The sequence below is a fragment of the Cobetia sp. LC6 genome, assembly GCF_030264805.1.
Taxonomy (GTDB): Bacteria; Pseudomonadota; Gammaproteobacteria; order Pseudomonadales; family Halomonadaceae; genus Cobetia.
The window spans coordinates 1-22,346 of sequence record NZ_JASSPL010000009.1; the positions used below are offsets into that span (position 1 = coordinate 1).

22 protein-coding genes and 3 tRNA genes are annotated in these 22,346 nt (G+C 57.6%); 8 read left to right on the forward strand and 17 right to left on the reverse strand.

What is annotated here, in order from left to right; all coding sequences use genetic code 11:
• The coding region (locus QQF40_RS11390; protein WP_285461408.1) for a helix-turn-helix domain-containing protein at positions 1-182 on the reverse strand (182 nt) is incomplete at its 3' end.
• Between the two features lie 197 nt (positions 183-379).
• On the opposite strand from QQF40_RS11390, the gene QQF40_RS11395 reads away from it, so the two are divergent.
• On the forward strand, positions 380-1,363 hold the full coding sequence (locus QQF40_RS11395; RefSeq protein WP_285461409.1) for a polysialyltransferase family glycosyltransferase: 984 nt from the start codon (positions 380-382) through the stop codon (positions 1,361-1,363).
• A gap of 61 nt (positions 1,364-1,424) precedes the next feature.
• On the opposite strand, the gene QQF40_RS11400 is transcribed toward QQF40_RS11395, so the two are convergent.
• The 8 genes from QQF40_RS11400 to QQF40_RS11435 all read right to left on the reverse strand — a co-directional run bounded on the left by QQF40_RS11400 (position 1,425) and on the right by QQF40_RS11435 (position 8,641).
• On the reverse strand, positions 1,425-2,462 hold the full coding sequence (locus tag QQF40_RS11400) for an N-acetylneuraminate synthase family protein (RefSeq protein WP_285461410.1): 1,038 nt from the start codon (positions 2,460-2,462) through the stop codon (positions 1,425-1,427).
• Positions 2,459-3,136, reverse strand: a complete 678-nt coding sequence (locus QQF40_RS11405; protein ID WP_285461411.1) for an acylneuraminate cytidylyltransferase family protein — start codon at positions 3,134-3,136, stop codon at positions 2,459-2,461. Before QQF40_RS11405 ends, QQF40_RS11400 begins: the two co-directional genes overlap by 4 nt.
• On the reverse strand, positions 3,133-4,257 hold the full coding sequence (neuC, locus tag QQF40_RS11410) for a UDP-N-acetylglucosamine 2-epimerase (RefSeq protein WP_285461412.1): 1,125 nt from the start codon (positions 4,255-4,257) through the stop codon (positions 3,133-3,135). The genes QQF40_RS11405 and neuC overlap by 4 nt, the downstream gene beginning before the upstream one ends.
• A 67-nt stretch (positions 4,258-4,324) precedes the next feature.
• The gene (gene ung / locus QQF40_RS11415) at positions 4,325-5,026 is read right to left on the reverse strand and encodes a uracil-DNA glycosylase (RefSeq protein ID WP_285461413.1); all 702 of its coding nucleotides are present in this window, start codon (positions 5,024-5,026) and stop codon (positions 4,325-4,327) included.
• Position 5,027: 1 nt separating this feature from the next.
• The gene (gpt, locus tag QQF40_RS11420) at positions 5,028-5,525 is read right to left on the reverse strand and encodes a xanthine phosphoribosyltransferase (RefSeq protein ID WP_175089368.1); all 498 of its coding nucleotides are present in this window, start codon (positions 5,523-5,525) and stop codon (positions 5,028-5,030) included.
• A 171-nt stretch (positions 5,526-5,696) separates the two neighbouring features.
• A complete protein-coding gene (locus QQF40_RS11425; protein WP_175089366.1) occupies positions 5,697-6,242 on the reverse strand; it encodes an adenine phosphoribosyltransferase in 546 nt (181 codons plus the stop codon).
• Positions 6,242-7,543: an NCS2 family permease gene (locus QQF40_RS11430; protein ID WP_175089365.1), complete on the reverse strand. Its 1,302-nt coding sequence runs from the start codon at positions 7,541-7,543 to the stop codon at positions 6,242-6,244. Before QQF40_RS11430 ends, QQF40_RS11425 begins: the two co-directional genes overlap by 1 nt.
• Positions 7,544-7,843: 300 nt before the next feature.
• On the reverse strand, positions 7,844-8,641 hold the full coding sequence (locus QQF40_RS11435) for a riboflavin synthase subunit alpha (protein WP_438940920.1): 798 nt from the start codon (positions 8,639-8,641) through the stop codon (positions 7,844-7,846).
• A 487-nt stretch (positions 8,642-9,128) separates the two neighbouring features.
• On the opposite strand from QQF40_RS11435, the gene QQF40_RS11440 reads away from it, so the two are divergent.
• The 5 genes from QQF40_RS11440 to QQF40_RS11460 all read left to right on the forward strand — a co-directional run bounded on the left by QQF40_RS11440 (position 9,129) and on the right by QQF40_RS11460 (position 13,677).
• A complete protein-coding gene (locus QQF40_RS11440; protein ID WP_285461414.1) occupies positions 9,129-10,172 on the forward strand; it encodes a methionine ABC transporter ATP-binding protein in 1,044 nt (347 codons plus the stop codon).
• Positions 10,153-10,806 carry a methionine ABC transporter permease gene (locus tag QQF40_RS11445; RefSeq protein WP_175089362.1) on the forward strand — a complete coding sequence of 218 codons (654 nt, stop codon included), beginning with the start codon at positions 10,153-10,155 and terminating at the stop codon, positions 10,804-10,806. Before QQF40_RS11440 ends, QQF40_RS11445 begins: the two co-directional genes overlap by 20 nt.
• Before the next feature lie 160 nt (positions 10,807-10,966).
• Positions 10,967-11,785, forward strand: a complete 819-nt coding sequence (locus tag QQF40_RS11450; protein ID WP_175089560.1) for a MetQ/NlpA family ABC transporter substrate-binding protein — start codon at positions 10,967-10,969, stop codon at positions 11,783-11,785.
• Positions 11,786-11,986: 201 nt separating this feature from the next.
• A complete protein-coding gene (gene msrC, locus QQF40_RS11455) occupies positions 11,987-12,475 on the forward strand; it encodes a free L-methionine (R)-S-oxide reductase MsrC (RefSeq protein ID WP_285461415.1) in 489 nt (162 codons plus the stop codon).
• Positions 12,476-12,639: 164 nt separating this feature from the next.
• Positions 12,640-13,677 carry an alpha/beta hydrolase gene (locus QQF40_RS11460; protein ID WP_285461416.1) on the forward strand — a complete coding sequence of 346 codons (1,038 nt, stop codon included), beginning with the start codon at positions 12,640-12,642 and terminating at the stop codon, positions 13,675-13,677.
• 84 nt (positions 13,678-13,761) lie between these two features.
• Here the strand turns inward: QQF40_RS11460 and QQF40_RS11465 are convergent.
• The 8 genes from QQF40_RS11465 to glpT all read right to left on the reverse strand — a co-directional run bounded on the left by QQF40_RS11465 (position 13,762) and on the right by glpT (position 18,989).
• Positions 13,762-13,838, reverse strand: a tRNA-Val gene (locus QQF40_RS11465).
• A 50-nt stretch (positions 13,839-13,888) separates the two neighbouring features.
• Positions 13,889-13,965 (reverse strand) — tRNA-Val (locus tag QQF40_RS11470).
• Between the two features lie 37 nt (positions 13,966-14,002).
• Positions 14,003-14,079, reverse strand: a tRNA-Val gene (locus QQF40_RS11475).
• A gap of 322 nt (positions 14,080-14,401) precedes the next feature.
• Complete coding sequence (locus tag QQF40_RS11480; RefSeq protein ID WP_285461417.1) at positions 14,402-14,731, reverse strand: aquaporin; 330 nt, start codon at positions 14,729-14,731, stop codon at positions 14,402-14,404.
• Positions 14,641-15,123, reverse strand: coding sequence for an aquaporin (locus QQF40_RS11485; protein ID WP_285461418.1), 483 nt, complete (start codon positions 15,121-15,123; stop codon positions 14,641-14,643). The genes QQF40_RS11480 and QQF40_RS11485 overlap by 91 nt, the downstream gene beginning before the upstream one ends.
• A 215-nt stretch (positions 15,124-15,338) precedes the next feature.
• The gene (locus QQF40_RS11490; RefSeq protein WP_175089355.1) at positions 15,339-16,061 is read right to left on the reverse strand and encodes an MIP/aquaporin family protein; all 723 of its coding nucleotides are present in this window, start codon (positions 16,059-16,061) and stop codon (positions 15,339-15,341) included.
• Positions 16,062-16,063: 2 nt separating this feature from the next.
• Entirely contained in the window at positions 16,064-17,557 is a 1,494-nt protein-coding gene (gene glpK, locus QQF40_RS11495) for a glycerol kinase GlpK (RefSeq protein ID WP_285461419.1), read from the reverse strand.
• An 88-nt stretch (positions 17,558-17,645) separates the two neighbouring features.
• Positions 17,646-18,989: a glycerol-3-phosphate transporter gene (gene glpT, locus QQF40_RS11500; protein ID WP_175089352.1), complete on the reverse strand. Its 1,344-nt coding sequence runs from the start codon at positions 18,987-18,989 to the stop codon at positions 17,646-17,648.
• 420 nt (positions 18,990-19,409) lie between these two features.
• Here glpT and QQF40_RS11505 point away from each other — a divergent pair, with 420 nt between their 5' ends.
• Both QQF40_RS11505 and glpD read left to right on the forward strand, forming a co-directional pair.
• Positions 19,410-20,201: a DeoR/GlpR family transcriptional regulator gene (locus QQF40_RS11505; protein ID WP_175089351.1), complete on the forward strand. Its 792-nt coding sequence runs from the start codon at positions 19,410-19,412 to the stop codon at positions 20,199-20,201.
• Between the two features lie 591 nt (positions 20,202-20,792).
• Positions 20,793-22,295, forward strand: coding sequence for a glycerol-3-phosphate dehydrogenase (glpD, locus tag QQF40_RS11510; protein WP_175089350.1), 1,503 nt, complete (start codon positions 20,793-20,795; stop codon positions 22,293-22,295).
• The last annotated feature ends 51 nt before the right edge of the window (positions 22,296-22,346 follow it).

The following is a 22,346-nucleotide window of genomic DNA, read 5'->3' on the forward strand; positions in this document are numbered from 1 at the left end:
CGGGACGCTTGCGCGCGTTCAGCTTGGTAGTCGTTGCCCGGCTCACTATTTCGACGAATTTCGCGGCTGATAGTGGAGGGAAAACGACTCAGGCATCGAGTAATGGCTCGGAGGCTCAAGCCTTGAGAGAGGCAAACCTGGTTAGTGGCACGATCAGTAATGCTGAGTTCTAAGTATGACATGAGCGCAATACCTTACAGGGAACTCAGGTGTTGCACTCAGAATCTGCGGCCAAGTACTATAAAAAACTAAAGAAGCAAGTTAATTTTTGCCACTACACAAGCATAGCTGTATACTCTTGACTAAACAGCAGCGCAGCAAACATTGCACTTATAATAACTGCATGTTGACATGTACCTTATACTACACTGAGTAACTAATGAATTTATTTTTAGCTGAATCGCCATTACAGATTATCTCTTGCTATGAACTTGCAGCTCAGTTATTTAGAGGGCAGGAAAATATCCTAATTGTAAAATACTCTGGTGAGGATAAAAAAGCAACCCATGACTATCAGATCCAAAGAACTGTAGAGGCACTCGATTGGGATGAGGTAATTGAGATTTCTTTCAGACACCGCCTGCAGCAATTATCATGGCTGAAAAAAAGAAAACATATTTCTGAAATCACAAAAAAATATCAAAAGAGAGTTAATAATTTATGTATGGGAGAATTTCGTAGCGCTTGGATGCATGACATTAAAGAGCGCCTATCACCTCTTAATCTATATTTATCGGATGATGGAGCAGCGATTATTACAGTGAAAAAACAATACATCGACAAGGGAATCCATCACGTATCTAAGAAAAAAGAAAATACCAAGCACGACAATTATTCGCGACCAATCATCTTCACCTCTTTTCTTAATGACTCCAATAAAGAGGGGATCATACATAACGATTATCGTGTATTGCGAAGCAAGAATGATACAAAGCAGGTAGATGATAAACTTGTACTATATTTTGGCTCAAAATATAGTGAAGGTGGTATAATGAGCTTAGAAGATGAACTCTTGCTTATAGAAAAAGCCAACTCTTATTACATGAAAAAACATAAAAGAATGACTTATATTCCCCATAGAGGAGATTCTGAAAAAAAACTATCGCTTATCGCAGATACATTAGGAGTCAAAACAAATAGTCTCGGACTACCTGCAGAATTATATATTTTAACATTAAACAAGATGCCTTGGGGGATAGCTGGGGCATACACCAGCGCGCTCATAAGCCTTAAAGGTATTGCTGACTTTAACTCTATATGTTCTTTTAAAATACCCAACGAGCATTTAAACCCGAAACATGTAGACACAATAAACACTGTATATGAAGAATACTACAAATCTGGAATCGAAGTAATCGACTAACAGTCAGTTGATGAATTGCAAATAACACGCGACCACGACAAACGTGGTCGCGCGTATTAGATCAAAAGATATCTTCGCGTTTTAACTGCGATCCTTTTACAACATCTCTTTTCAATTTCTTACCTATAAGCATTTCATAGTCTTCTGCGGTGAAGTCACCACTACCTGGCCTTTTTACCCATATATCATCTTCTGAGATCATGCTACCTTCAGACATATCTCTTTCCGCGACAACTGAGGCGAAAGCAAAGTCCATGGTCACACGCTCTTCAGCAACTGGCCCTTTACTACCTCCACTTGCTTGATATATAGCTTTAGATCCTTTAACAAGATCTTTGAGCGCACCCGGATCCATCGAACACTCTATATCAGGACCAGGACGTGACATTTTGTCGGTGAAATGCCTTTCAAGTATTCTTGCACCTAGAGCTACAGCTCCAAGACATGCATAATTATCAACTGTATGATCAGATAAGCCAATGACAGCATCAGGGAAGCATTGAGCTAACTCAGTCATGGCACCTAAACGCACAAGATTATAAGGTGTTGGGTAAACATTAGTGCAATGTAATAATGAGAACGGGACTCCAGCCTCTCTCAAAATATTAACAGATTTTTCGATGCTTTCGATGCTATTCATGCCAGTAGACAATATTACAGGCTTACCGAAAGAAGCTACCAGCTTGACCAGTGGGTAATTATTACACTCTCCAGAGCCTATTTTAAATGCTGGAATATTCATTTTTGCAAGTCGATAGGCTGCGGCTCTTGAAAAAGGCGTACTGATAAACTCCATACCTTTAGATTGCACATATTGCATGAGACTCAATTCATCTGCCTCATTCAATGCACACCTTGCCATAATCTCATATATCGAAACATCGGCATTTCCGGGGATGACTTTTTTCGCTTCGTCCGACATCTCATCTTCGACAACATGAGTTTGATGTTTGACAATTTGAGCTCCAGCACGGTGAGCTGCATCAACCATTTCTTTTGCAACTGTCAAATCCCCTTCGTGATTAATGCCAATTTCAGCAATAACAACGGGGTGGCAAGCATTCCCTACTTCGACGTTACCAATTTTAAAATAATTCATATAGCTCTCCTAGAGTAAAGATAGTTTGCCAGTTCAAGATCAGCTTCAGTATCGATGTCTAATGATACATCTCTAGTCATTTGATAAAGACTAAAAGGTTTAACAAAGAACGTTTTATATGCAATCAATTCGGCAATTGACACGATATATATAGCACCATTCGGTTTGACCGCTAGTGGCAACTGCTGCCTAGGTGATTCTAAGTCTTTAAAATCACGCACAGGTGAGGCATGACTGCCTTCCATAACAAAAGACTTGAAAGGATGATCATGCATTTCACATACAGAAATAACACTTTTCACAGCGTTATCATCAAACTCTTCATAAGCTTTTAAAATATGTTCCGATGTTCGGAAAGGGCTAGTCGGCTGGAGTAGTGTAACTTCACCCTGTACTATTTTCATTGAATCTAGTGCATGCAAAACTGCATCAATACTTTTAGAGCCATCTTGTGATAAGGATGATGGTCTTTTTATAATATCGGCACCTAATGCTTTGGCGTGTATTAGTATCTCGTCGTTGTCGGAGGATACAACGATACTATCAAAAATATTTGATTCCAGTGCAGATTTGAAGGTGATGGCAAGGAGTGAATCACCGCCTACCTTACGTAAATTCTTTCTACGCACACCCTTTGAATTACCTCGGGCGGTGATGATTGCAATTTTTTTCATTCAAACTCCATAAATAACTTTTGTGTCGGTGTGGCCCAAAAATTATCATCTTTCAATGCTGCAGAGAATAAAGCCAAGCTATTACCATCACCAAACCAATCGTCTTTCGCAACTTCAGTTATCCGAGCAGCTTTTTCAATACCAGCTAAAATACTATTGCGGCTATAGTCAACATCAATAATCGTATTACCAGAATACCTATTCTGCTGACGAGTACCAACATTCACAGTTGGAACACCATAAAATGGTGCTTCTCTTATACCCGCGCTAGAGTTTCCAACGATCATTTCTGCATTTTCTAGCAATACCAAAAAGTGCTCAAAATTTATCGAGGGGAATACTCTGAAGTTCTCATCATCCTTTAAGCGTCTAATTTCATCAACGATGAAGTCTGAGCCATCATCATTATTAGGATATACGACAATATAATTTTTATTAGAAGCTTTAAGCGCGTTAAAAAAGCTCGAGGAATAGTCTTTAAATGAAGATTTCTCTGTTGTAACAGGATGAAATAGCGCTATCGAATATGTAGGAAATTCTATTTCGTACTTTCGCTTTGAGTCTTGTAAGGATGGTAGTGTCTTGCTATTCATAACATCAAGATCAGGAGATCCGATGATATATATATATTCGCTACCTTCCCCCATTTGCATTAGTCTTTTTTTTGCTCTTTCGTTGGCAACCATATGTATATTAGATAGCTTGCTTACAGAATGTCTAATCAACTCGTCTACAGTGCCAGAAACCTCGCCACCTTCTATATGGCACACTAATATATTTTGTAGTGCTCCCACAGCGGCCCCAGCCAAGGCTTCAAGTCGATCTCCATGGATAATAATCAGATCGGGAGAAATTTCTTCAGCTAACCTAGAGAAAATAGATATTGTATTGCCCAAAACCGAGCTCATTGGTTCACTCGAGTTCTGATTGGGAACAAAGTAGGTATGTTGAAAACCTTCTTTCTCGATTTCACGATATGTTGATCCATATCGCTTCATCATGTGCATACCAGTACCAAAAACATGCAACTCCAAGTCATCATGTTTTTCAATAAACTGCATGATTCCTTTGAGCTTGCCAAAATCAGCTCGAGTGCCAGTCAAAATTAATATTTTTCTCATCTATACCTCTAAACGTAATCAACCAGCAATATATAGACACTTAAAATTAATAAATAAGAACACTACATTACGTTAACTGCCAGTCGATCGGCTTTTCCCCACGCGCTTCCAGCCAGGCGTTGGCTTGAGAGAAGTGGCGAGAGCCGAAGAAACCGCGGTGCGCTGCGAGGGGGGATGGGTGCGGCGCGTGGAGCACTAGGTGCTTCTGGGTGTCCACAGCGCAAGCCTTCTTCTGGGCATGACTGCCCCAGAGCAGGAAGACGACACCCTGGCAGTGCTGGTTGATCACGTCGATGGCGCGGTCGGTGAATTGCTCCCACCCCTGCTTCTGATGCGAGGCGGCCTTGCCCTGCTCGACGGTCAGCACGCTGTTGAGCAGCAAGACGCCCTGCTTCGCCCAGCTTTCCAGGAAGCCGTGATCGACGGGTTCGACGCCGATATCGGTGGCCAATTCCTTGTAGATGTTCTTCAGCGAAGGCGGCGGGCGCACACCGGGGCGTACCGAGAAGCACAGTCCGTGCGCCTGGCCCGGGCCGTGGTACGGGTCCTGCCCGAGGATCACGACCTTGACGTTGGAGAGCGGCGTCAGCCAGAAGGCACGGAACCAGTCATCGGAGTGCGGATAGATGACCTTGCCGGCATCTTTCTCGGCGCGCAGAAAGTTGCGCAGACGCTGCATGTAGTCAGCCTGAAACTCAGGGCCAAGATGCGCCTGCCAATCGGCAGGCAGCACCTCGGAGCGGCCACTCGCGGCAGTCTCCAACGGCATGTCAGCTATCGCTCTCTTGCTTCTTGAGCTGCTCGGCGATCGGCTCGACGTAGGCGATACCCATGTCCCACGGGAACTGGATCCAGCAGTTCTGCGGCACTTCGGTGATGAAGCCATCGACCAGCGGACGCCCTTCCGGCTTGGCATAGACGGTCACGAAGTGCGCCTTGGGCAGCATGTCACGCACCGCACGTGCGGTATTGCCGGTATCGACCAGGTCATCGACCAGCAGCCAGCCGTCACCATCATGATCGACGCCCTTGACCACTTCCAGGCCACCCTGCTCCATGTGGTCGTGATAGCTCTTGATGCACACGGTATCGATGTGGCGGATACCCAGCTCGCGGGCGATCAGGCCGGCCGGAATCAAGCCACCGCGGGTGATGGCGATGATGCCCTTGTAATCGCGACCGCTGAGGTCGTGACATAGCGCGCGCACATCACGGTGCAGCAGATCCCAGGAAACGATGAAGTGGTCGTGGTAGCGTTCGGAAGACATGTGGGTCACTCGCAATGACGAAACAGAAGGAAAGCATGGTGGCTGGCGCGCCACCGCACAAGGGGAAGATCCACTCAGCCACGCCGCAGCGCGGACAAGGGCCTCGGATTCGCTGCCCGCAGCAACGACGATGGCCCTGCCAGAAGACAGGGCCATCGCGTCAAGCCGGCATTACTCGGATTCGGTGAAGCTGCACGCCGCGAAGACGCTGTGGCCTTCTTCACGAATGCGCGCGGAGCCGCCGATTTCCGGCAGGTCGATGATGGCTGCGGTCTCGACGACCACACCACCGGTGCGCTCGATCAGCTTGCAGGCCGCCAGCATGGTGCCGCCGGTGGCGATCAGGTCATCCATCACCAGGATGCGATCGCCTTCACGGAAGGCATCGGAGTGCAGCTCGACGGTGGACTCACCGTATTCCAGCGTGTAGGTCTCGCTGATGGTCTTGAACGGCAGCTTGCCCTTCTTGCGCACCGGCACGAAGCTGCAGCCCAGCTCATAGGCCAACGGTGCGCCGATGATGAAGCCACGTGCATCGATGGCGGCGATGGCGTCGATTTCCATCTCCTGATAGCGGTGCACGAAGGAGTCGATCAGCTTGCGGAATGCGGCGGAATTCTGCAGTACCGGCGTGATGTCACGGAAGTTGACACCTTCCTGCGGCCAGTCCGGCACGGTGCGGATGACAGACTTGATGTAGTCGCTGTAGATGCTCATTAGAGGGCTCCGTCGAGGAACAGGTATTTGCAGGCGAACAGGATGGCGAGAATCACCAGCCCCGGGCTCAGATCACGATAACGGCCGGAGAACAGCTTGATCACGGCGTAGCTGATGAAGCCCAGCGCGATCCCGTTGGCAATCGAGTAGGTCAGCGGCATCACCAGGGTGGCAATCACCACCGGTGCCGCTTCAGTAATGTCGTTCCAGTCGATGCGTGCCAGGCCACCCGTCATCAGGCAGGCGACATACAGCAGCGCACCGGCAGTGGCGAAGGCCGGAATCGAGGTCGCCAGCGGCGACAGGAACAGGCTGACGAGGAACAGGCCAGCCACGACCACGGCCGTCAGGCCGGTACGTCCGCCGGCGGCCACGCCGGTGGCGGATTCGATGTAGCTGGTCACGTTCGAGGTGCCCATGACGGAGCCGACCATGGTGGCACTGGAGTCTGCCATCAAGGCCCGTCCCAGTCGCGGCAGGTGGCCACGCTCATTGGTCAGGCCAGCCTGCTGGGAGACGGCGATCAGCGTGCCCGAGGTATCGAACAGATCGACGAACAGGAAGGCGAAGATGATCGACACCATGCCCAGATTGAAGGCGCCGGCGATATCGAGCTCCGCCAGCGTCGGCAGCATGCTCGGCGGCATCGAGGCGAGGCCGTGGAAGTCATTGTTGCCGGTCAGGGTCGCCAGCAGCGTGACGAGCAGTATGCCGATCATCACCGCACCGATCACCTTGCGGTAGGACAGCGCGACGATCAGGAAGAACGAGAGCAATGCATACATGGCCGCCGGCGAGGACAGATCGCCCAGCGTGACCAGCGTGCCGGGGGCGTCGACGACGATGCCGCTGCCCTGCAGGGCGATGATCGCCATGAACAGGCCGATGCCCGCGGCGATGCCGGTCTTCAGCGAGGCGGGAATGGCATTGATGATCCACTCGCGAATCTTGAAGGCGGAGAGCAGGAAGAAGCTCACCCCGGACAGGAAGACCGCGCCCAGCGCGACCTGCCAGGGCACGCCCATCTGACCGGCGACCGTATAGGTGAAGAAGGCCGTCAGCCCCATGCCCGGTGCCAGCGCGATCGGGTAATTGGCATAGAGGCCCATGACCAGACAACCGATGGCTGCCGCCAAGCAGGTCGCGACGAACACGGCGCCGTGATCCATGCCGGTGGAGGCCAGCATCGAGGGGGCCACGAAGATGATATAGGCCATCGCGAGGAAGGAGGTAAATCCTGCGATGACTTCGGTACGCACATTGGTACCGTGCTCGGAGAGCTTGAAAAGACGTTCCAGCATTGAGGTAGCCCCTATCCTTGAGCAGTGCCTGTCCGGCAAGGCGCAGTGGTCGATGATTGTCAGAATCAGCAGATCAAGACGAACTCGCTCGGACAGGTATGCCGCACAGGGCGTTGGATGACGCTTTTCCCCTGTTCAGCCTGCCTGAACCACGATGCCCCGCCGGCGGCAGGGCATCGAAAGGCGCAACATGGTACCCAAAGGTCTGCAGCGAATCGAGCATTCCCGGCATATTTCCTGACCAGTCAGACGAGTACTGGCGTCCTGCCAGTGAGGTGATCCGCTGCAGACCAGCAAGCCTCATGCCAGACGGGAGGCCATGACCCGCTCGACGGTCTCGACAATGGCCTGCGTCTGCGGGTCGACTTCAAGGTTGACCTGATCCCCGACGGCACGGACACCCATCAGGGTGCGCTCGAGCGTCTCGGGAATCAGATTGACGCAGAAGCGCGTACCCTGCACCTCGCCGATTGTCAGGCTGACACCGTCAAGTCCCACATAGCCCTTGTCGAACAGAAAACGCATCAGCTCGGCCGGCGCCTGGAACCAGATGCGACGATTGTCGGCAGTGGCTTCGATGGCATCGATGGTCACCATCGCCATCACGTGCCCGGACATCGAGTGCCCACCGATCTCGTCGCCGAAGCGTGCCGCTCGCTCCACGTTCACGACGCTGCCCACCTCGAGCTCGCCCAGATTGGTCAGACGCAGCGTCTCGCGCATCAGGTCAAAGCTGGCCAGTTGGCCCTCAAGCGCCGTCACGGTCAGACAGCAACCGTTATGGGCCACCGAGGCCCCCAGCTCCAGCCCCGCCTCCAGCCCCGCCGGCAACCGGACCTGATGCGTGCGAAAGTCAGTGCGCTCTTCAATGGCCACCACTTCCGCCATGCCTTGTACGATACCCGTGAACATGCGTGATCTTTCCTTGCACTGCTGCTTCTTGCTGTCGAGAAGCCGTGAATAAGGGACGGCATGCAGCAGCGAGATGACCGGCATGCCCAGCCGAAATCCTAGCATGGTGGACTTGCCGTCGACATGCTGGCGTTGTCGACCGTTGGGCTGCGCGGCGTTGCCGCCCTCGCCACCCGCCGCGGGCACGTGCAGCTGCCACCGCGAACGCAGAGCAGCGATAGCAGGCCGAAACTCATACCCGACTGACCGTCAAGACAGGAAAGCCATTGATAGCAGTTGAAACCCTCGCCACGACCAGATGCTTGTAAGAAATGGCTTACAGAGCGTATCGCCAAATTACCATATCGAACGCCAGTTCGAATAAACGCCCGGCGCAAGACCAAAGTCGTTGACACCCCCAAGGTGACTGATAGAATGCGCCTCAAATCTGTTTGGCGCCGATTTGTACCCGGATTGCGGGCGCCCACCACGAGAGCTGGTCTCACGAGGTGCAAGTTCTGCTAAAAGGGTGTGTCCAGCGTTGATGGCCACCCGTCTTGGGTGGTCTTTTTTCTCCCCACTGGATCACTCCCCTCTATCGCTGTCTGCCATGTGCGCAGACGCCGGCAGAACGCTCTGTCTTCTACAGACCTTCGCCCGCAATCCGGATGGTGCCTTAACCACTCGGACTCCCATGATCACACTCAAGAACGTCTCCAAGACTTACGGCAGTGGTGACAAGGCCGTGGTCGCGCTCAAGGATGCCAGCCTCACGGTTCCTCAGGGCGCCATTACCGGTGTCATCGGCCTGTCCGGTGCCGGCAAGTCGACCCTCATTCGCTGCGTCAACCTGCTCGAACGGCCCACCGCCGGTAGCGTCGTCGTCGATGGCCAGGAGCTGACCGAGCTCGACGACTCCACCCTGCGCAGCGCTCGACACCAGATCGGCATGATCTTCCAGCACTTCAATCTGCTCTCCTCACGCACGGTCTTCGCCAATGTGGCATTGCCGCTGGAGCTGGCTGGCATCTCGAAAGACGAGATCAGCAAGCGCGTCGAGCCATTGCTGGAGCTGACCGGTCTGAGCGACAAGGCCGGCCAGTACCCTGCCCAGCTGTCCGGCGGTCAGAAACAGCGCGTGGCCATCGCCCGTGCGCTGGCCAGCCGCCCCAAGGTACTGCTGTGCGACGAGGCCACCTCGGCCCTCGACCCGCAGACCACCGCCTCCATCCTTGAGCTGCTCAAGGACATCAACACCAAGCTGGGCCTGACGATTCTGCTGATCACCCACGAGATGGAAGTGGTCAAGAGCATCTGTGATCAGGTCGCCCTGATCAGCGGCGGCGAACTGGTGGAAGTGGCCTCGGTGGGTGATTTCTTCACCGCGCCGCAGACCCGCCTGGGCCGCGAGTTCCTCAATGACTTCCTGGAACTTGAGCCGCCGCGTGCGCTGGTCGATCGCCTCGAAGCCAGCGCAGGGCCTCACACCCATCCCGTGGTCCGTCTGGCCTTCAGTGGCGATGCCGTCTCCACGCCGCTGATCTCCCGCCTGGCGCGTGAATGCCAGGTGGATGTCAGCATCCTGCAGGCCAAGGTGGAATCCATTCAGGACCGCACCCTGGGCCTGATGATCGCCGAACTGATGGGCGACAGCCGCCAGACCCGGCAAGCCCTCGATTACCTCGAATCCCACGACCTGAAAGTGGAGGTGCTCGGTCATGTCACCCGCACTGCTTGAACTCGTTCTGTCCTCCACCCTCGAGACGCTTTACATGGTCGCGGTGGCAGGTCTGATCTCCGCAGCACTCGGCATTCCGCTGGGCGTGGCACTCTACACCTCACGCCCCGGCCAGATTCTCGCGCGCCCGGCCCTCAACAACGTGCTGAGCATCATCACCAACATCGGCCGCTCGGTGCCGTTCATCATCTTGATGGTGGCGATCATCCCGCTGACGCGCCTGATCGCGGGCAGCTCGATCGGCACCAACGCCGCCATCGTGCCGCTGACCATCGCCTCGATTCCCTTCGTCGCCCGCCTGATCGAAGGCGCGCTGAATGAAGTCGGCCCGGGGCTGGTCGAGGCCGCACAGGCCATGGGCGCCACGCCGATGCAGATCATTACCAAGGTGCTGTTGCCGGAAGCACGCGGCGGCATCATCAATGGCCTGACCATCACCGTGGTGACACTGATCAGCTATTCCGCCATGGCCGGCACCGTCGGTGGCGGCGGCCTGGGGGATCTTGGCATCCGCTACGGCTACAACCGTTTCGACCCGATGGTGATGCTGGTGACCGTGGTCATCCTCGTCGTCATGGTGCAGGGCTTCCAGAGCCTGGGCGATCATCTGGTGCGCAAGTCGAACCACAAGTAAGCCTCGTTCCATGAGCGGTGACGAATCCACCAGTGACGTTCGATCTACAAATCACATGGCTTTCGGTATCGTGACGACTCATCACAAGGAGCCGTCACTCATAACATCCCGCGGACCCCACCGGTCACGTCGGATCACAAGGAGAACATCGATGCGCAACATGCTGAACACGCTTTCTTCCCCACTGCGCCTTGCCGGTGCTGCCACTCTGCTCGGCGCCACTCTGCTGGCAGGCTGCGGCAACGACGCGTCCGACGAGAACACCCTCAAGATGGGTACCGTCGCAGGCCCGGAAACCGAGGTGATGAAGGTCGCGGCCGAGATCGCCAAGGAAAAGTACGACCTGAACGTCGAGATCACCGAGTTCACTGACTACGTGTCTCCGAACGCCGCGCTGGCCGATGGCTCTCTGGACGCCAACGCCTACCAGCACCAGCCGTACATGGAATCCATGGTGCGTGAGCGTGGCTACGAATTCGCCAGCGCCGGCAAGACCTTCGTGTACCCGATCGGTGCCTACTCCGAGAAGTACGCAGACATCAGCGAACTGCCGGACGGCGCGACCATCGCCCTGCCGAACGATCCGTCCAACGAAGGCCGCTCCCTGATCCTGATGCACGACCTGGGCATGATCGAGCTGACCGACAAGGACAACCTCGAAGCGACCCCGATCGACGTCGCCAAGAACCCGCATGACTATCAGTTCAAGGAAATCGAGGCTGCCCAGCTGCCGCGCATCCTGCCGGACGTCGACCTGGCCTTCATCAACAACACCTTCGCTCAGCCGGCTGGCCTCGCGCCGGAAGACGCGCTGATCCGTGAAGGCGCCGAGTCCCCGTACGTCAACCTGATCGTCGTGCGTCAGGGCGATGAAGACAGCGAGAAGGTGCAGAAGCTGGTCAAGGCGTACCAGACGCCGGAAGTCGAAGCCAAGGCGGAAGAGCTGTTCAAGGGCGCGGCGGTGCCGGGCTGGAAGTGAGCCTCACCCCATGTCACTGACAGACACCTGAACGCGAAGCGCCGACCACTGGTCGGCGCTTTTGCATCTGATTGATGAACCACCCATCACGTTCAGATACCGATGCGGTGCAAGGGCGCGCGCAGGACGTGCTTGAAACAGCCGACCCGCGACCGCATTCCTGCGCCATATCGCAATCTTACCTACCCCACAGGAGCTCCAATGGCCACTCGCCCTGACTACTCACTGCTGGCCCGCCAGCTGGACGCCATCCTCGACACTCGCGACTGGCTGACCAACGCCTCCCAGACGGCCGCCTTCGTCAACATGACGGTGGAAGACCTCAACTGGGCAGGTTTCTATGTGCAACGTCAGCCGCAGGTCCTGCACCTGGGGCCGTTCCAGGGGCAGCCGGCCTGCCACCCGATTCCCTTCACCAAGGGCGTGTGTGGCGCCGCCGCCACCCAACGCACCACCCAGCGTGTCGCGGACGTACACGCCTTCCCGGGACATATTGCCTGTGACGCCGCTTCGCGTAGCGAGCTGGTGATCCCGGTGCTCATCGAGCAGAACGGCCAGCAAGTGCTGTGGGGTGTGCTGGATCTGGACAGCCCGAGCCCCGAGCGCTTCGACGAAGAGGATCAGGCCGGCATCGAGCGCCTGGTCGAGATCTTCATCGCCTCCAGCGACTTCGACAGCGTTCCTGCCTGACAAACTGAGCGCCCGCCTGACGGACAGCCTGAACGTCAGCATCACGCCCTGCCGCCCGCCACGCCACTCGCACGGCGGGCGGTTTGCGTTGTGACCTGCCAGGCCTTGCACAGCCCTGCGCGAGGTGACAGGTTAAGAGCTCTTGCCCCTGACAGGAGCCAAACATGTCATCCCGGTCGCCATCTCATCCCTCATCGCTCTCTACTTCGCCCTCTACCTCGCCCTCCTCTCCGGATTCACCACCCCCGCACGCGGAGGCCTCGCTGCAGAATCACGACGATGCGCATGCCGGGCTTGCGCGGGTCATCAAGCATCTTGAGCGTATCAAGGCTTTCACGGCACGCACCGGCAACGACCTCGGCGCCAAGCGCACCCTGCTTGAAGCCTACTTCGCCGCCGATGCCAGCATTCTCGACACTGGCGTGACACCGCGTCTCGTGATGGTGCCGGGTGGCGAGGGAGAGCGTGTCTGTGAGGTATTGCCGGCACCCGATGACGCACCAGCCCGCCCACGTCGCCTGCTGTATGTGCATGGTGGCAGCTGGATCGCAGGCTCACCTGCCGGTCATCGTCCACTGGCCAGCCGTCTGGGGCGAGCAGCACGCGCCGAGACCTACACGCTGGATTATCGCCTCGCGCCAGAGGCCGCCTTCCCGGCCGGCCTGCAGGACGTGCTGGCCGCGTGGCGCTGGCTATGTGACGAATACCCGCAGGACCACCTGGTGCTGGCCGGTGACAGCGCGGGCGGCAACCTCACGCTGGCGGCCGTGAATGCACTCAAGAACGCAGGTGAGCGACTGCCGGATGCAGTGATCGCCTTCTCACCCGCCACGGACCTCAGCTGGGGCAGCGCCTCGCTGTCGCGCAAGGCCGAGGTGGACCCGATTCTCGACCCCAACCTGCTGCCCTTCGTGAGCATGGCCTATGTGCAGGATGGCACCGACATGAGCGACCCACGCATCTCGCCACTGGAAGGACATCTGTTCGAGCTGCCTCCGACGCTGATCCAGTGCGGCGAGGCGGAGATCCTGCTCGATGACAGCCGCCGCTACGCCGCTCAGGCCCAGGACTGCGATTCGCCCGTCACACTGAGTCTGTGGCCGGATATGCCACATGTGTTCGTCGGCTTCGCCCCGCTGCTGGGCGCTGCCAATGCCGCCCTCAAGGAAGCACGCGAATTCCTCGACGCCACGCTTGCCTGAGCGGCCCGTGCCTGGCCCGTGTCAGAATTTCATGACACGCACACGAAAACGCCCGACTCGATGAGCCGGGCGTTTTCTGGAATCTGGTAGGACCAGGCGGATTTGAACCGCCGACCTCCACGATGTCAACGTGGCGCTCTAACCAACTGAGCTATGGTCCTGAAGTGTGGCAGATGACCCAGGAGCACTTGAAACTGGCCGTGCAACGGCTTGGTAGGACCAGGCGGATTTGAACCGCCGACCTCCACGATGTCAACGTGGCGCTCTAACCAACTGAGCTATGGTCCTGAATCAAGTGGCGTGATGTTGCCATCAGTGCCGATGCTGGTAGGACCAGGCGGATTTGAACCGCCGACCTCCACGATGTCAACGTGGCGCTCTAACCAACTGAGCTATGGTCCTATGTCAGCATGCTGAAATGCGAAGCAGTGTGATGCGAAGTGCTTTGCCCTGTCAGCGAGGACGTATTCTACGCAACTCCCGTTTTGATGCAACCCCCTGATGATAAAAAATTTTCTCGCCATTCCGCCTTGCCATGCCCGGGTAAAGAACGGACACGGACCAACCGCACGAGCGAGGCACGTGAACGAGACACGTCATCATGGCCAAGCCCTCAAACTGACAGACCTGATCTGTCCGGCACTGCCAGCCGCTCTCGCCGAATGGCACAAGGCTGGCTGGCAGCGCACGGACACGACAATGCCTGGCCGCAGCGCCTCGAATGCTAGAAGAAGACTCGACGCAGCGCAGCTGCCAACACGGCCCCCAGCAAGGGGCCGGCAATCGGCACCCAGGCATACCGCCAGCCCGAACTGCCCTTGCCGACAATCGGCAACACCCAATGCGCGATGCGCGGCGCCAGGTCACGCGCCGGATTCATCGCGTTGCCGGTCGGCCCACCCAGTGACAGGCCGATCGCCCAGACCAGCACACCGATCAGATACGGCAGCGCCTGATCGGTGATCAGCGCGCTGTTGACCATGCTGCCGATGGCGAAGATGAGCACCACCGTCGCGATCGCTTCACTGATGACATTGGCCGTCTTGTGGGACACTGCCGGATCAGTACAGAAGACCGCGCGCTTGCGCAGCGGGTCTCGGGTCGCCTCCCATGCGGATAATAGGCCGCCCACACCAGTACCGCCCCCATGAAGCAGCCGAGAAGCTCCGCCAGCATCATCCTGGCGACCTTGAGCTCGTCGGTATGCACGCCCAGCAGGTATTTCGCGACCGTCACCGCCGGATTGAGATCGCCGTAGGGCGACCCTGTCGAGGTCGAGACCAGCACCCCGACCATCACGGCAAATCCCCAGCCGGCATTGATCATCAACCAGCTGGAACCCGCTCCCTTGGTGCCCCTGAGCATCGCATTGGCGACCACGCCACCTCCCAGCAGAATCATGAAGGTGGTGCCCAGAAACTCGCCCGTCATGACGTCAGTCCACATCTTGATGACCTCCGCCACTTGCCCCTGTCAGTCGTCTACCGCCACCTCTCGCCCGCACGAACGCGCCCCATCACGATGGAGTGGTGCCATCGCCGGGGGATGGCGAGAAAAGGCGGAGACCCGAAATGACTTCGCCCCGTCGTGGGACGGGGCGAAGTCAGGCTACAGTGCCACAGGTACAGGGAGCTGCTCCAGCAGATTGCGGCAAGGATTTGTTACAGCAGCAGATGCCACATGGAGGCGGCGATCAAGGCGCCCGCCAGGGGGCCGGCGATCGGCACCCAGGCGTAACCCCAGCCGGAGGCGCCCTTGCCGTGGATCGGCAACAAGGAGTGCGCGATACGTGGGCCCAGATCACGAGCCGGGTTGATGGCATAACCGGTCGCGCCACCCAGCGAGAGGCCGATGGCCCACACCAGCATGCCGACCAGATACGGCAGCAGACCAGCACTGATGGTGCCGGAGCCGACGATGGCGCCGATACCGAATATCAGCACCACGGTACCGATCACCTCACTGAGCATGTTGCCCAGACGACACTCGACTGCCGGGTCCGTGCAGAACACCGCCCGCTTGAGGTCAGCATCACTGGTGCGTTTCCAGTGCGGCAGATAGGCCAGCCAAACCATCACGGCACCGGCGAAACACCCGAGCATCTGCGCGATGATATGCCGCGCCACATCCATGAGGGTGGCATGCACCCCTAGCAGATACTTGGCAAGGGTCACCGCCGGATTGAGGTCTGCCTGGGGCGAGCCGGTCGAGACGGCCACGAACACGCCAATCATCACGGCGAAGCCCCAGCCGGTGGTGATCACGATCCAGCCGGAGCCATTGCCCTTGGTGTCAGACAGCACCACATTGGCGACCACGCCACCGCCAAACAGGATAAGGAATAGACAGCCGAGAAACTCGCCTGTCATGACATCGGTCCACATGCTCAGTGGCCTCCGTCGCTTTTCACTCTTTCCACCGCTTCCAGCCAGCCGGCGTAGAGGCGTTCGCGCTGCTCTTGCGCCATTTCCGGCGCGAAGGTACGCTCGCAGTGCCACAGCTCGCTGATCTCATCCAGGCTGTCATACCAGCCGATATGCAGGCCCGCCAGATACGCGACGCCCAGCGCCGTGGTCTCCAGCACGCGCGGACGATCCACCTTCACGCCCAGCATGTCAGACAGGAACTGCATCACCCAGTTGTTGCTGACCATGCCGCCATCCACGCGCAGATTCGCGCAGCTGATGGCCACGTCATCCAGCATGCACTCCTGCAGGTCACGCGTCTGATAGCACACTGACTGCAGGCCGGCCGCCACGATGTCGGTGATGCCGGTGCCACGGGTCAGCCCCAGGATCGCGCCACGCGCCTGCGGATCCCAGTGCGGTGCCCCCAGGCCAGTGAAGGCCGGCACCATGTAGACGCCGTGGTCGGCCTTGGCCGCACGCGCCAGCGGTTCGGTCTCGGAGGCATCGGAAAACAGCTTCAGGCCATCACGCAGCCACTGCACGGTCGCGCCCGCCACGAAGATGCTGCCTTCCATGGCATAGGTCGGCTTGCCATTGAGGCGATAGCCCACCGTGGTCAGCAGACGATTGCGGGACAGCTCCATCTTCTCGCCGGTGTTCATGATCATGAAGCAGCCGGTGCCGTAGGTGCTCTTGCTCATGCCGGGCGTGAAGCAGGCCTGGCCGACCAGCGCCGCCTGTTGATCGCCGGCAACGCCGCGAATCGGCATCGCTGCACCGAACAGCTGCGGATCGGTAGTGCCGAAATCATCACTGGAGTCCAGCACTTCCGGCAGCAAGGATTGTGGGATACCGAACAGCTCCAGCAGCTCACTGTCCCAGCACTGATCGACGATGTTGAACAGGCAGGTACGCGAGGCGTTGGTGGCATCGGTGACGTGGCGCTTGCCAGCGGTCAGCTTCCAGATCAAGTAGCTGTCGACGGTGCCGAAGGCCAGCTCGCCCTTCTCGGCACGTGCGCGAACGCCTTCGACATTCTCCAGAATCCAGCGCAGCTTGGTCGCGGAGAAATACGGGTCGATCAGCAGGCCGGTCTTCTGCTGGATCATGTCTCCATGACCGGCATCGGAAAGCTCACGACAGTACTCGTGGGTGCGGCGGTCCTGCCAGACGATGGCATTGTAGACCGGTACGCCGGTCTGGCGATCCCAGACGATCGTGGTCTCACGCTGGTTGGTGATCCCGATGGCCGCGACCTGCTCGGCGCCGATATTGGTATTGATCAGCGCCTGATGCACGGTGCGCTTCACCGATCCCCAGATATCATCGACGTGATGCTCGACCCAGCCGCTGTTCGGAAAGTGTTGAGCAAATTCTTCTTGTGCCAGTCCGGTCACCGCGCCTTCACGATCGAAGAGGATGGCGCGCGAGCTGGTGGTTCCCTGGTCAATGGACAGAATGTGGTTGGTCATCGTCAATATCTCCCGGTAGTCCGTTACAAGATGGCCCGCCCATGCAACGTGCGGCGGGCCATTTGAATGATGATGTTTCCGCTGGGAATCAGCTGGCGGTGCGTACCGACAAGCGAGCACTCTCGAATATCGTCAACGACAGCAGGACGACCGCCATCACGCACGAGCCAATCAACAACATGAAACCACCATCCCATCCATAGGCATCTACCGTATAGCCTACCAAGGCACTGGCAGCGACAGAGCCGCCCAGATAACCGAACAGGCCAGTGAAACCAGCCGCGGTCCCTGCCGCCTTCTTGGGCACCAGCTCAAGCGCCTGCAGACCGATCAGCATGACCGGGCCATAGATCAGGAAGCCGATGGCGACCAGACACATCATGTCGATTCCCGGATTACCGGCAGGATTCAACCAATAGACGGTGGTGAAGACGGCGACCAGCGCCATGAAACATACCCCTGTCGCGCCGCGGTTGCCCCGGAACAGCTTGTCGGATAACCAACCACACAACAACGTGCCGGGGATACCGGCCCACTCATACAGGAAATATGCCCAGGAGGACTTGTCGACGCTGAAGCTCTTGGCTTCCTGCAGGTAGGTCGGCGCCCAGTCGAGAACCCCGTAACGCAGCAGATATACGAAGACATTCGCCAGCGCGATGTACCAGAGCATGCGATTCTTGAGCACGTACTTGACCAGGATCTCCCGCGTGGAGAATTCCTGTTCGTGGCTTTCATCGTATCCCGCCGGGTAGTCATTCTTGTGCTTCTCGATAGGAGGCAAGCCACAGCTCTGCGGCGTGTCCCGCATGGTCAGCAGGGCGAAGATCGCCACGAAGACGGCCAGCGCGGCCGGCACATAGAACGCGGAATGCCAGTCGTTGAACCATGCCATGCCAAGAATGAACAACGGACCGACAAGACCACCGCCGACGTTATGGGCCACGTTCCACACCGAGACGATCTGGCCACGCTCACTCTGTGACCACCAGTGCACCATGGTGCGACCGCAGGGCGGCCATCCCATCCCCTGCACCCACCCATTGAGGAACAGCAGCACGAACATGATGCCGATACTGGAGGTTGCCCAGTCAGTGAAACCGAACAGGAACATGATGCCGGCGGACATCAGAAGACCAGCAGGAAGGAAGTAACGCGGGTTGGAGCGGTCAGAGACAGCCCCCATCACGAACTTGGAGATACCATAGGCGATCGACACGCCGGCAAAGGCCAGACCAAGATCACCACGGGAATAGCCCTGCTCCACCAGGGAAGGCATGGCCAGAGAGAAGTTCTTGCGTACCAGATAGTAGCCGGCATAGCCTAGAAAGATACCGAGAAATATCTGCCATCTCAGTCGCTTATAGGTGTCGTCTACCTTGGCGTCATGAAGCGGTGTGGCGTGCACCGCGGATTTGAATAAACCGTACATTCTGCTGCTCGCTCCTGATTTTACGACACCGACCTCTACACGGGCATAGCCACGCCTTGACAGACGCGCTTGGTGTTCGAATGCGAAAGTACAGGCTTCACATCAGTGTCACAATGCGAAAAGCACCGATATTCGCTAGACCTTTGTCTACATGATCTTGACAACCCTTTCTATTCAGTAAGTTATACATGATTTCACATGCCTTAAACGGCTTGCACTTACCGGGTCAGTCAGTGTGAAGACTGGCGTTACCGTAGGCATGTATCAAAAAGAACATCAAACGAACATTCTGGATGGCGCGCCGCCCCGCCCAGCCATCACCGGGCACCTGGTCGAGCAGCAAACGCACACAGACTCGCGTTGCCTCCGCGCCGGTTCAGAGCAGGCGTCTTTAACACCGGACATGAGCAAGAGGACAGGATGATGCAGCCAAAGCGCCATCGCGCCATTGTCGAACTGATCACGCGTCAGGGATATGCCTCCATCGAGCAGCTGGCCAGTCACTTCGATGTCACGCCACAGACCATTCGTCGCGACCTCAATCAGCTGTCCGAGGCCGGTGCGCTCAAGCGCGTGCACGGGGGCGCGGGGCTTGAGTCCAGCACCGTCAGCACCGCTTACAGCACCCGCAAGACATTGAACCTGGGCGCCAAGCGGCGCATGGCGGCGGCCCTGGCCAGGCAGATCCCCGACCACGCCTCGCTGTTCATCAACATCGGCACCAGCAACGAGATGGTGGCCGAGGCGCTGTGTGATCACCGCGGGCTTGAGGTCATCACCAACAACCTGAACGTGGCGGCCATCCTCCAGCACAAGGAGGATTTCAACGTCATCGTGGCCGGCGGCATGGTGCGCTCCCGCGATGGCGGCATCATTGGCGAGGCCACCATCGACTTCATCAACCAGTTCAAGGTCGACTTCGGCATCATCGGTATCAGTGGCATCGATGAAGATGGCTCGCTGCTGGAATTCGACTATCAGGAAGTGCGTGTCGCCCAGGCGATCATCCACAACTCACGCCAGGTCTTCCTGATCGCGGATCACTCCAAGTTCCAGCGCAATGCGGTCGTGCGCCAGGGCAACCTGAGCCAGCTCGATGCGCTCTTCACCGACATCCAGCCCCCGGAAAGCATTCTGACCCTGATGCGTCAGCACGAGGTCGCGCTGCACGTCGCCGACGACGAGTCGACGGGCGAGACCGGCGACGCTTGAGCACCGGGACGCGCCATCCAATCGACCAGTCACCTCACCAACGCGCCATGTCACCAACGAGCCAACACGACCAACTCGTCTCGCGATCACGGGGCCAGGCAACACGCCGACGAGCAGCCTGGCCCGGCTCTCACCCTTTTCTGCCTCGCCCCTTCCCCTCCATTCTCGTCGCCCCCTCTTGCACCAATGAGCCCTCGCAGATGACGACAGCCACACTTCTGCTGTCTTATCGCTGCCCAGTGACACCGCTTCGTCTACGCATGCCATGTCATGACGCTTGATCAGCCACTGCGCGCCCCGCCTGCGCCGCACGCGCGGTAACATGACAGCCAGCGCTTCATGAAAATGTCACGCCATGATCAGAGACTGAGAAAAAACACCGGCAAGACAACAGGTTGAATATCAGGCAATCCTCGGTTGCCAGACACTCGCCCAAATGATCACTTTCGAAAGCCATCGGCGCACAAGAATCCCCTTGATGTTCGACTTTTGCTAAGCTATGTTCACTTTCGAAAACCCATTATCGCGCACCTTGCCGGTGCAGACTCATTCGCCCCACCCGGTAGCGCCGGGCACGAGCAGGAGCAGCCCATGTCCCGCGACAACGATGCACTTCTTGACCTCTTCATCATCGGCGGCGGCATCAATGGCGCCGGTATCGCCAACGATGCCAGCGGCCGCGGCCTGAGCGTGGCCCTGTGCGAGCAGAACGACCTCGCCAGTGCGACCTCCTCCGCCAGCAGCAAGCTGATCCACGGCGGCCTGCGCTATCTGGAGCACTACGAATTCCGTCTGGTGCGCGAGGCTCTGCAGGAGCGCGAGGTGCTGCTCAAGAAGGCGCCGCATATCATCTGGCCACTGCGCTTCATCCTGCCGCACCAGCCGCATCTGCGTCCGGCGTGGATGATTCGCGCGGGCCTGTTCCTGTATGACCACATCGGCAAGCGCGAGACACTGCCAGCCTCCAAGGGTCTCAAGTTCGGCGAGCAGAGCCCGCTGGTCAGCGAGATCAATCAGGGCTTCGAATACTCGGATTGCTGGGTCGATGATGCGCGTCTGGTCATCACCAATGCGCTGCAGGCGCGCGAGCAAGGCGCCGAGATCATGACAGGCACCCGCTGTGTCGGCGCCCGTGATGTCGAAGGCCACTGGGAGCTGACACTTGAAGATGTCAGCAGCGGCGAGACCTTCATCCGCCGCGCACGCACCCTGGTGAATGCGGCAGGCCCGTGGGTGGAGTCCTTCATCAAGGGCGCCACCGAACGCACGCCGCGCTATGGCATCCGCATGATCCAGGGCAGCCACCTGATCGTGCCGCGCATCAATACCGATGACCGCGCCTTCATCCTGCAGAACAAGGACAAGCGCATCGTCTTCGTGCTGCCCTATCAGGAAGACTTCAGCCTGATCGGCACCACCGACGTGCGCTACAAGGGTGACCCCTCCGAGGTGGCCTGCTCCAGCGATGAGACCGACTACATGCTCGAGGTGGTCAACCATCACTTCAAGCGCAAGCTCGGCCGCGATGACGTGGTCTCGACCTTCTCCGGCGTACGCCCGCTGTGTGACGACGAGTCGGCAGACCCGTCCGCGATGACGCGTGATTACACCCTCCACCTGGATGACAGCGGCGCACCGATGCTGTCCATCTTCGGCGGCAAGATCACCACCTATCGCAAGCTGGCCGAATCGGCACTTGAAGACCTCAAGCCGCTGCTGCCGAGCATGGGCGAGCCGTGGACCCACGAGAAGGCCCTGCCCGGGGGTGATATCGAGAGCCGCGCAGCCTTCACTCGCCAGCTGCAGCGCGACTACCCGTTCCTCGGCGAAGCACGCGCCAGACGCTTCGCCTCAAGCTACGGCAGCCTGTGCCTGCATTTCCTCGACGGCAAGCAGAGCGAGGCGGACCTGGGCGAGGACTTCGGCGCAGGCCTGAGCGCTGCCGAGATCGACTACCTGGTCGAGCACGAATGGGCGCGTGAGGTGCAGGATGTCGTCTGGCGCCGCACCAAGCTGACGCTGCGCCTGAGCGATGAGCAGAAGACGCGCATCGGCGACTACCTCAAGGAACGCCTGCTGGCACGCGCCGCCTGATGAAAACCGGCTGAGCAAGCAGCGAAAAAAAGCCCGCCCCTCCGACAAGGA

Bases quoted from the DNA above. Each gene is read 5' to 3' on its own strand.
- QQF40_RS11395 (WP_285461409.1), top strand. From the start codon at position 380: ATGAATTTATTTTTAGCTGAATCGCCATTACAGATTATCTCTTGCTAT.
- QQF40_RS11400 (WP_285461410.1), bottom strand. From the start codon at position 2,462: ATGAATTATTTTAAAATTGGTAACGTCGAAGTAGGGAATGCTTGCCAC.
- QQF40_RS11405 (WP_285461411.1), bottom strand. From the start codon at position 3,136: ATGAAAAAAATTGCAATCATCACCGCCCGAGGTAATTCAAAGGGTGTG.
- neuC (WP_285461412.1), bottom strand. From the start codon at position 4,257: ATGAGAAAAATATTAATTTTGACTGGCACTCGAGCTGATTTTGGCAAG.
- ung (WP_285461413.1), bottom strand. From the start codon at position 5,026: ATGCCGTTGGAGACTGCCGCGAGTGGCCGCTCCGAGGTGCTGCCTGCC.
- gpt (WP_175089368.1), bottom strand. From the start codon at position 5,525: ATGTCTTCCGAACGCTACCACGACCACTTCATCGTTTCCTGGGATCTG.
- QQF40_RS11425 (WP_175089366.1), bottom strand. From the start codon at position 6,242: ATGAGCATCTACAGCGACTACATCAAGTCTGTCATCCGCACCGTGCCG.
- QQF40_RS11430 (WP_175089365.1), bottom strand. From the start codon at position 7,543: ATGCTGGAACGTCTTTTCAAGCTCTCCGAGCACGGTACCAATGTGCGT.
- QQF40_RS11440 (WP_285461414.1), top strand. From the start codon at position 9,129: ATGATCACACTCAAGAACGTCTCCAAGACTTACGGCAGTGGTGACAAG.
- QQF40_RS11445 (WP_175089362.1), top strand. From the start codon at position 10,153: ATGTCACCCGCACTGCTTGAACTCGTTCTGTCCTCCACCCTCGAGACG.
- QQF40_RS11450 (WP_175089560.1), top strand. From the start codon at position 10,967: ATGCTGAACACGCTTTCTTCCCCACTGCGCCTTGCCGGTGCTGCCACT.
- msrC (WP_285461415.1), top strand. From the start codon at position 11,987: ATGGCCACTCGCCCTGACTACTCACTGCTGGCCCGCCAGCTGGACGCC.
- QQF40_RS11460 (WP_285461416.1), top strand. From the start codon at position 12,640: ATGTCATCCCGGTCGCCATCTCATCCCTCATCGCTCTCTACTTCGCCC.
- QQF40_RS11485 (WP_285461418.1), bottom strand. From the start codon at position 15,123: ATGTGGACTGACGTCATGACGGGCGAGTTTCTGGGCACCACCTTCATG.
- QQF40_RS11490 (WP_175089355.1), bottom strand. From the start codon at position 16,061: ATGTGGACCGATGTCATGACAGGCGAGTTTCTCGGCTGTCTATTCCTT.
- glpK (WP_285461419.1), bottom strand. From the start codon at position 17,557: ATGACCAACCACATTCTGTCCATTGACCAGGGAACCACCAGCTCGCGC.
- glpT (WP_175089352.1), bottom strand. From the start codon at position 18,989: ATGTACGGTTTATTCAAATCCGCGGTGCACGCCACACCGCTTCATGAC.
- QQF40_RS11505 (WP_175089351.1), top strand. From the start codon at position 19,410: ATGATGCAGCCAAAGCGCCATCGCGCCATTGTCGAACTGATCACGCGT.
- glpD (WP_175089350.1), top strand. From the start codon at position 20,793: ATGTCCCGCGACAACGATGCACTTCTTGACCTCTTCATCATCGGCGGC.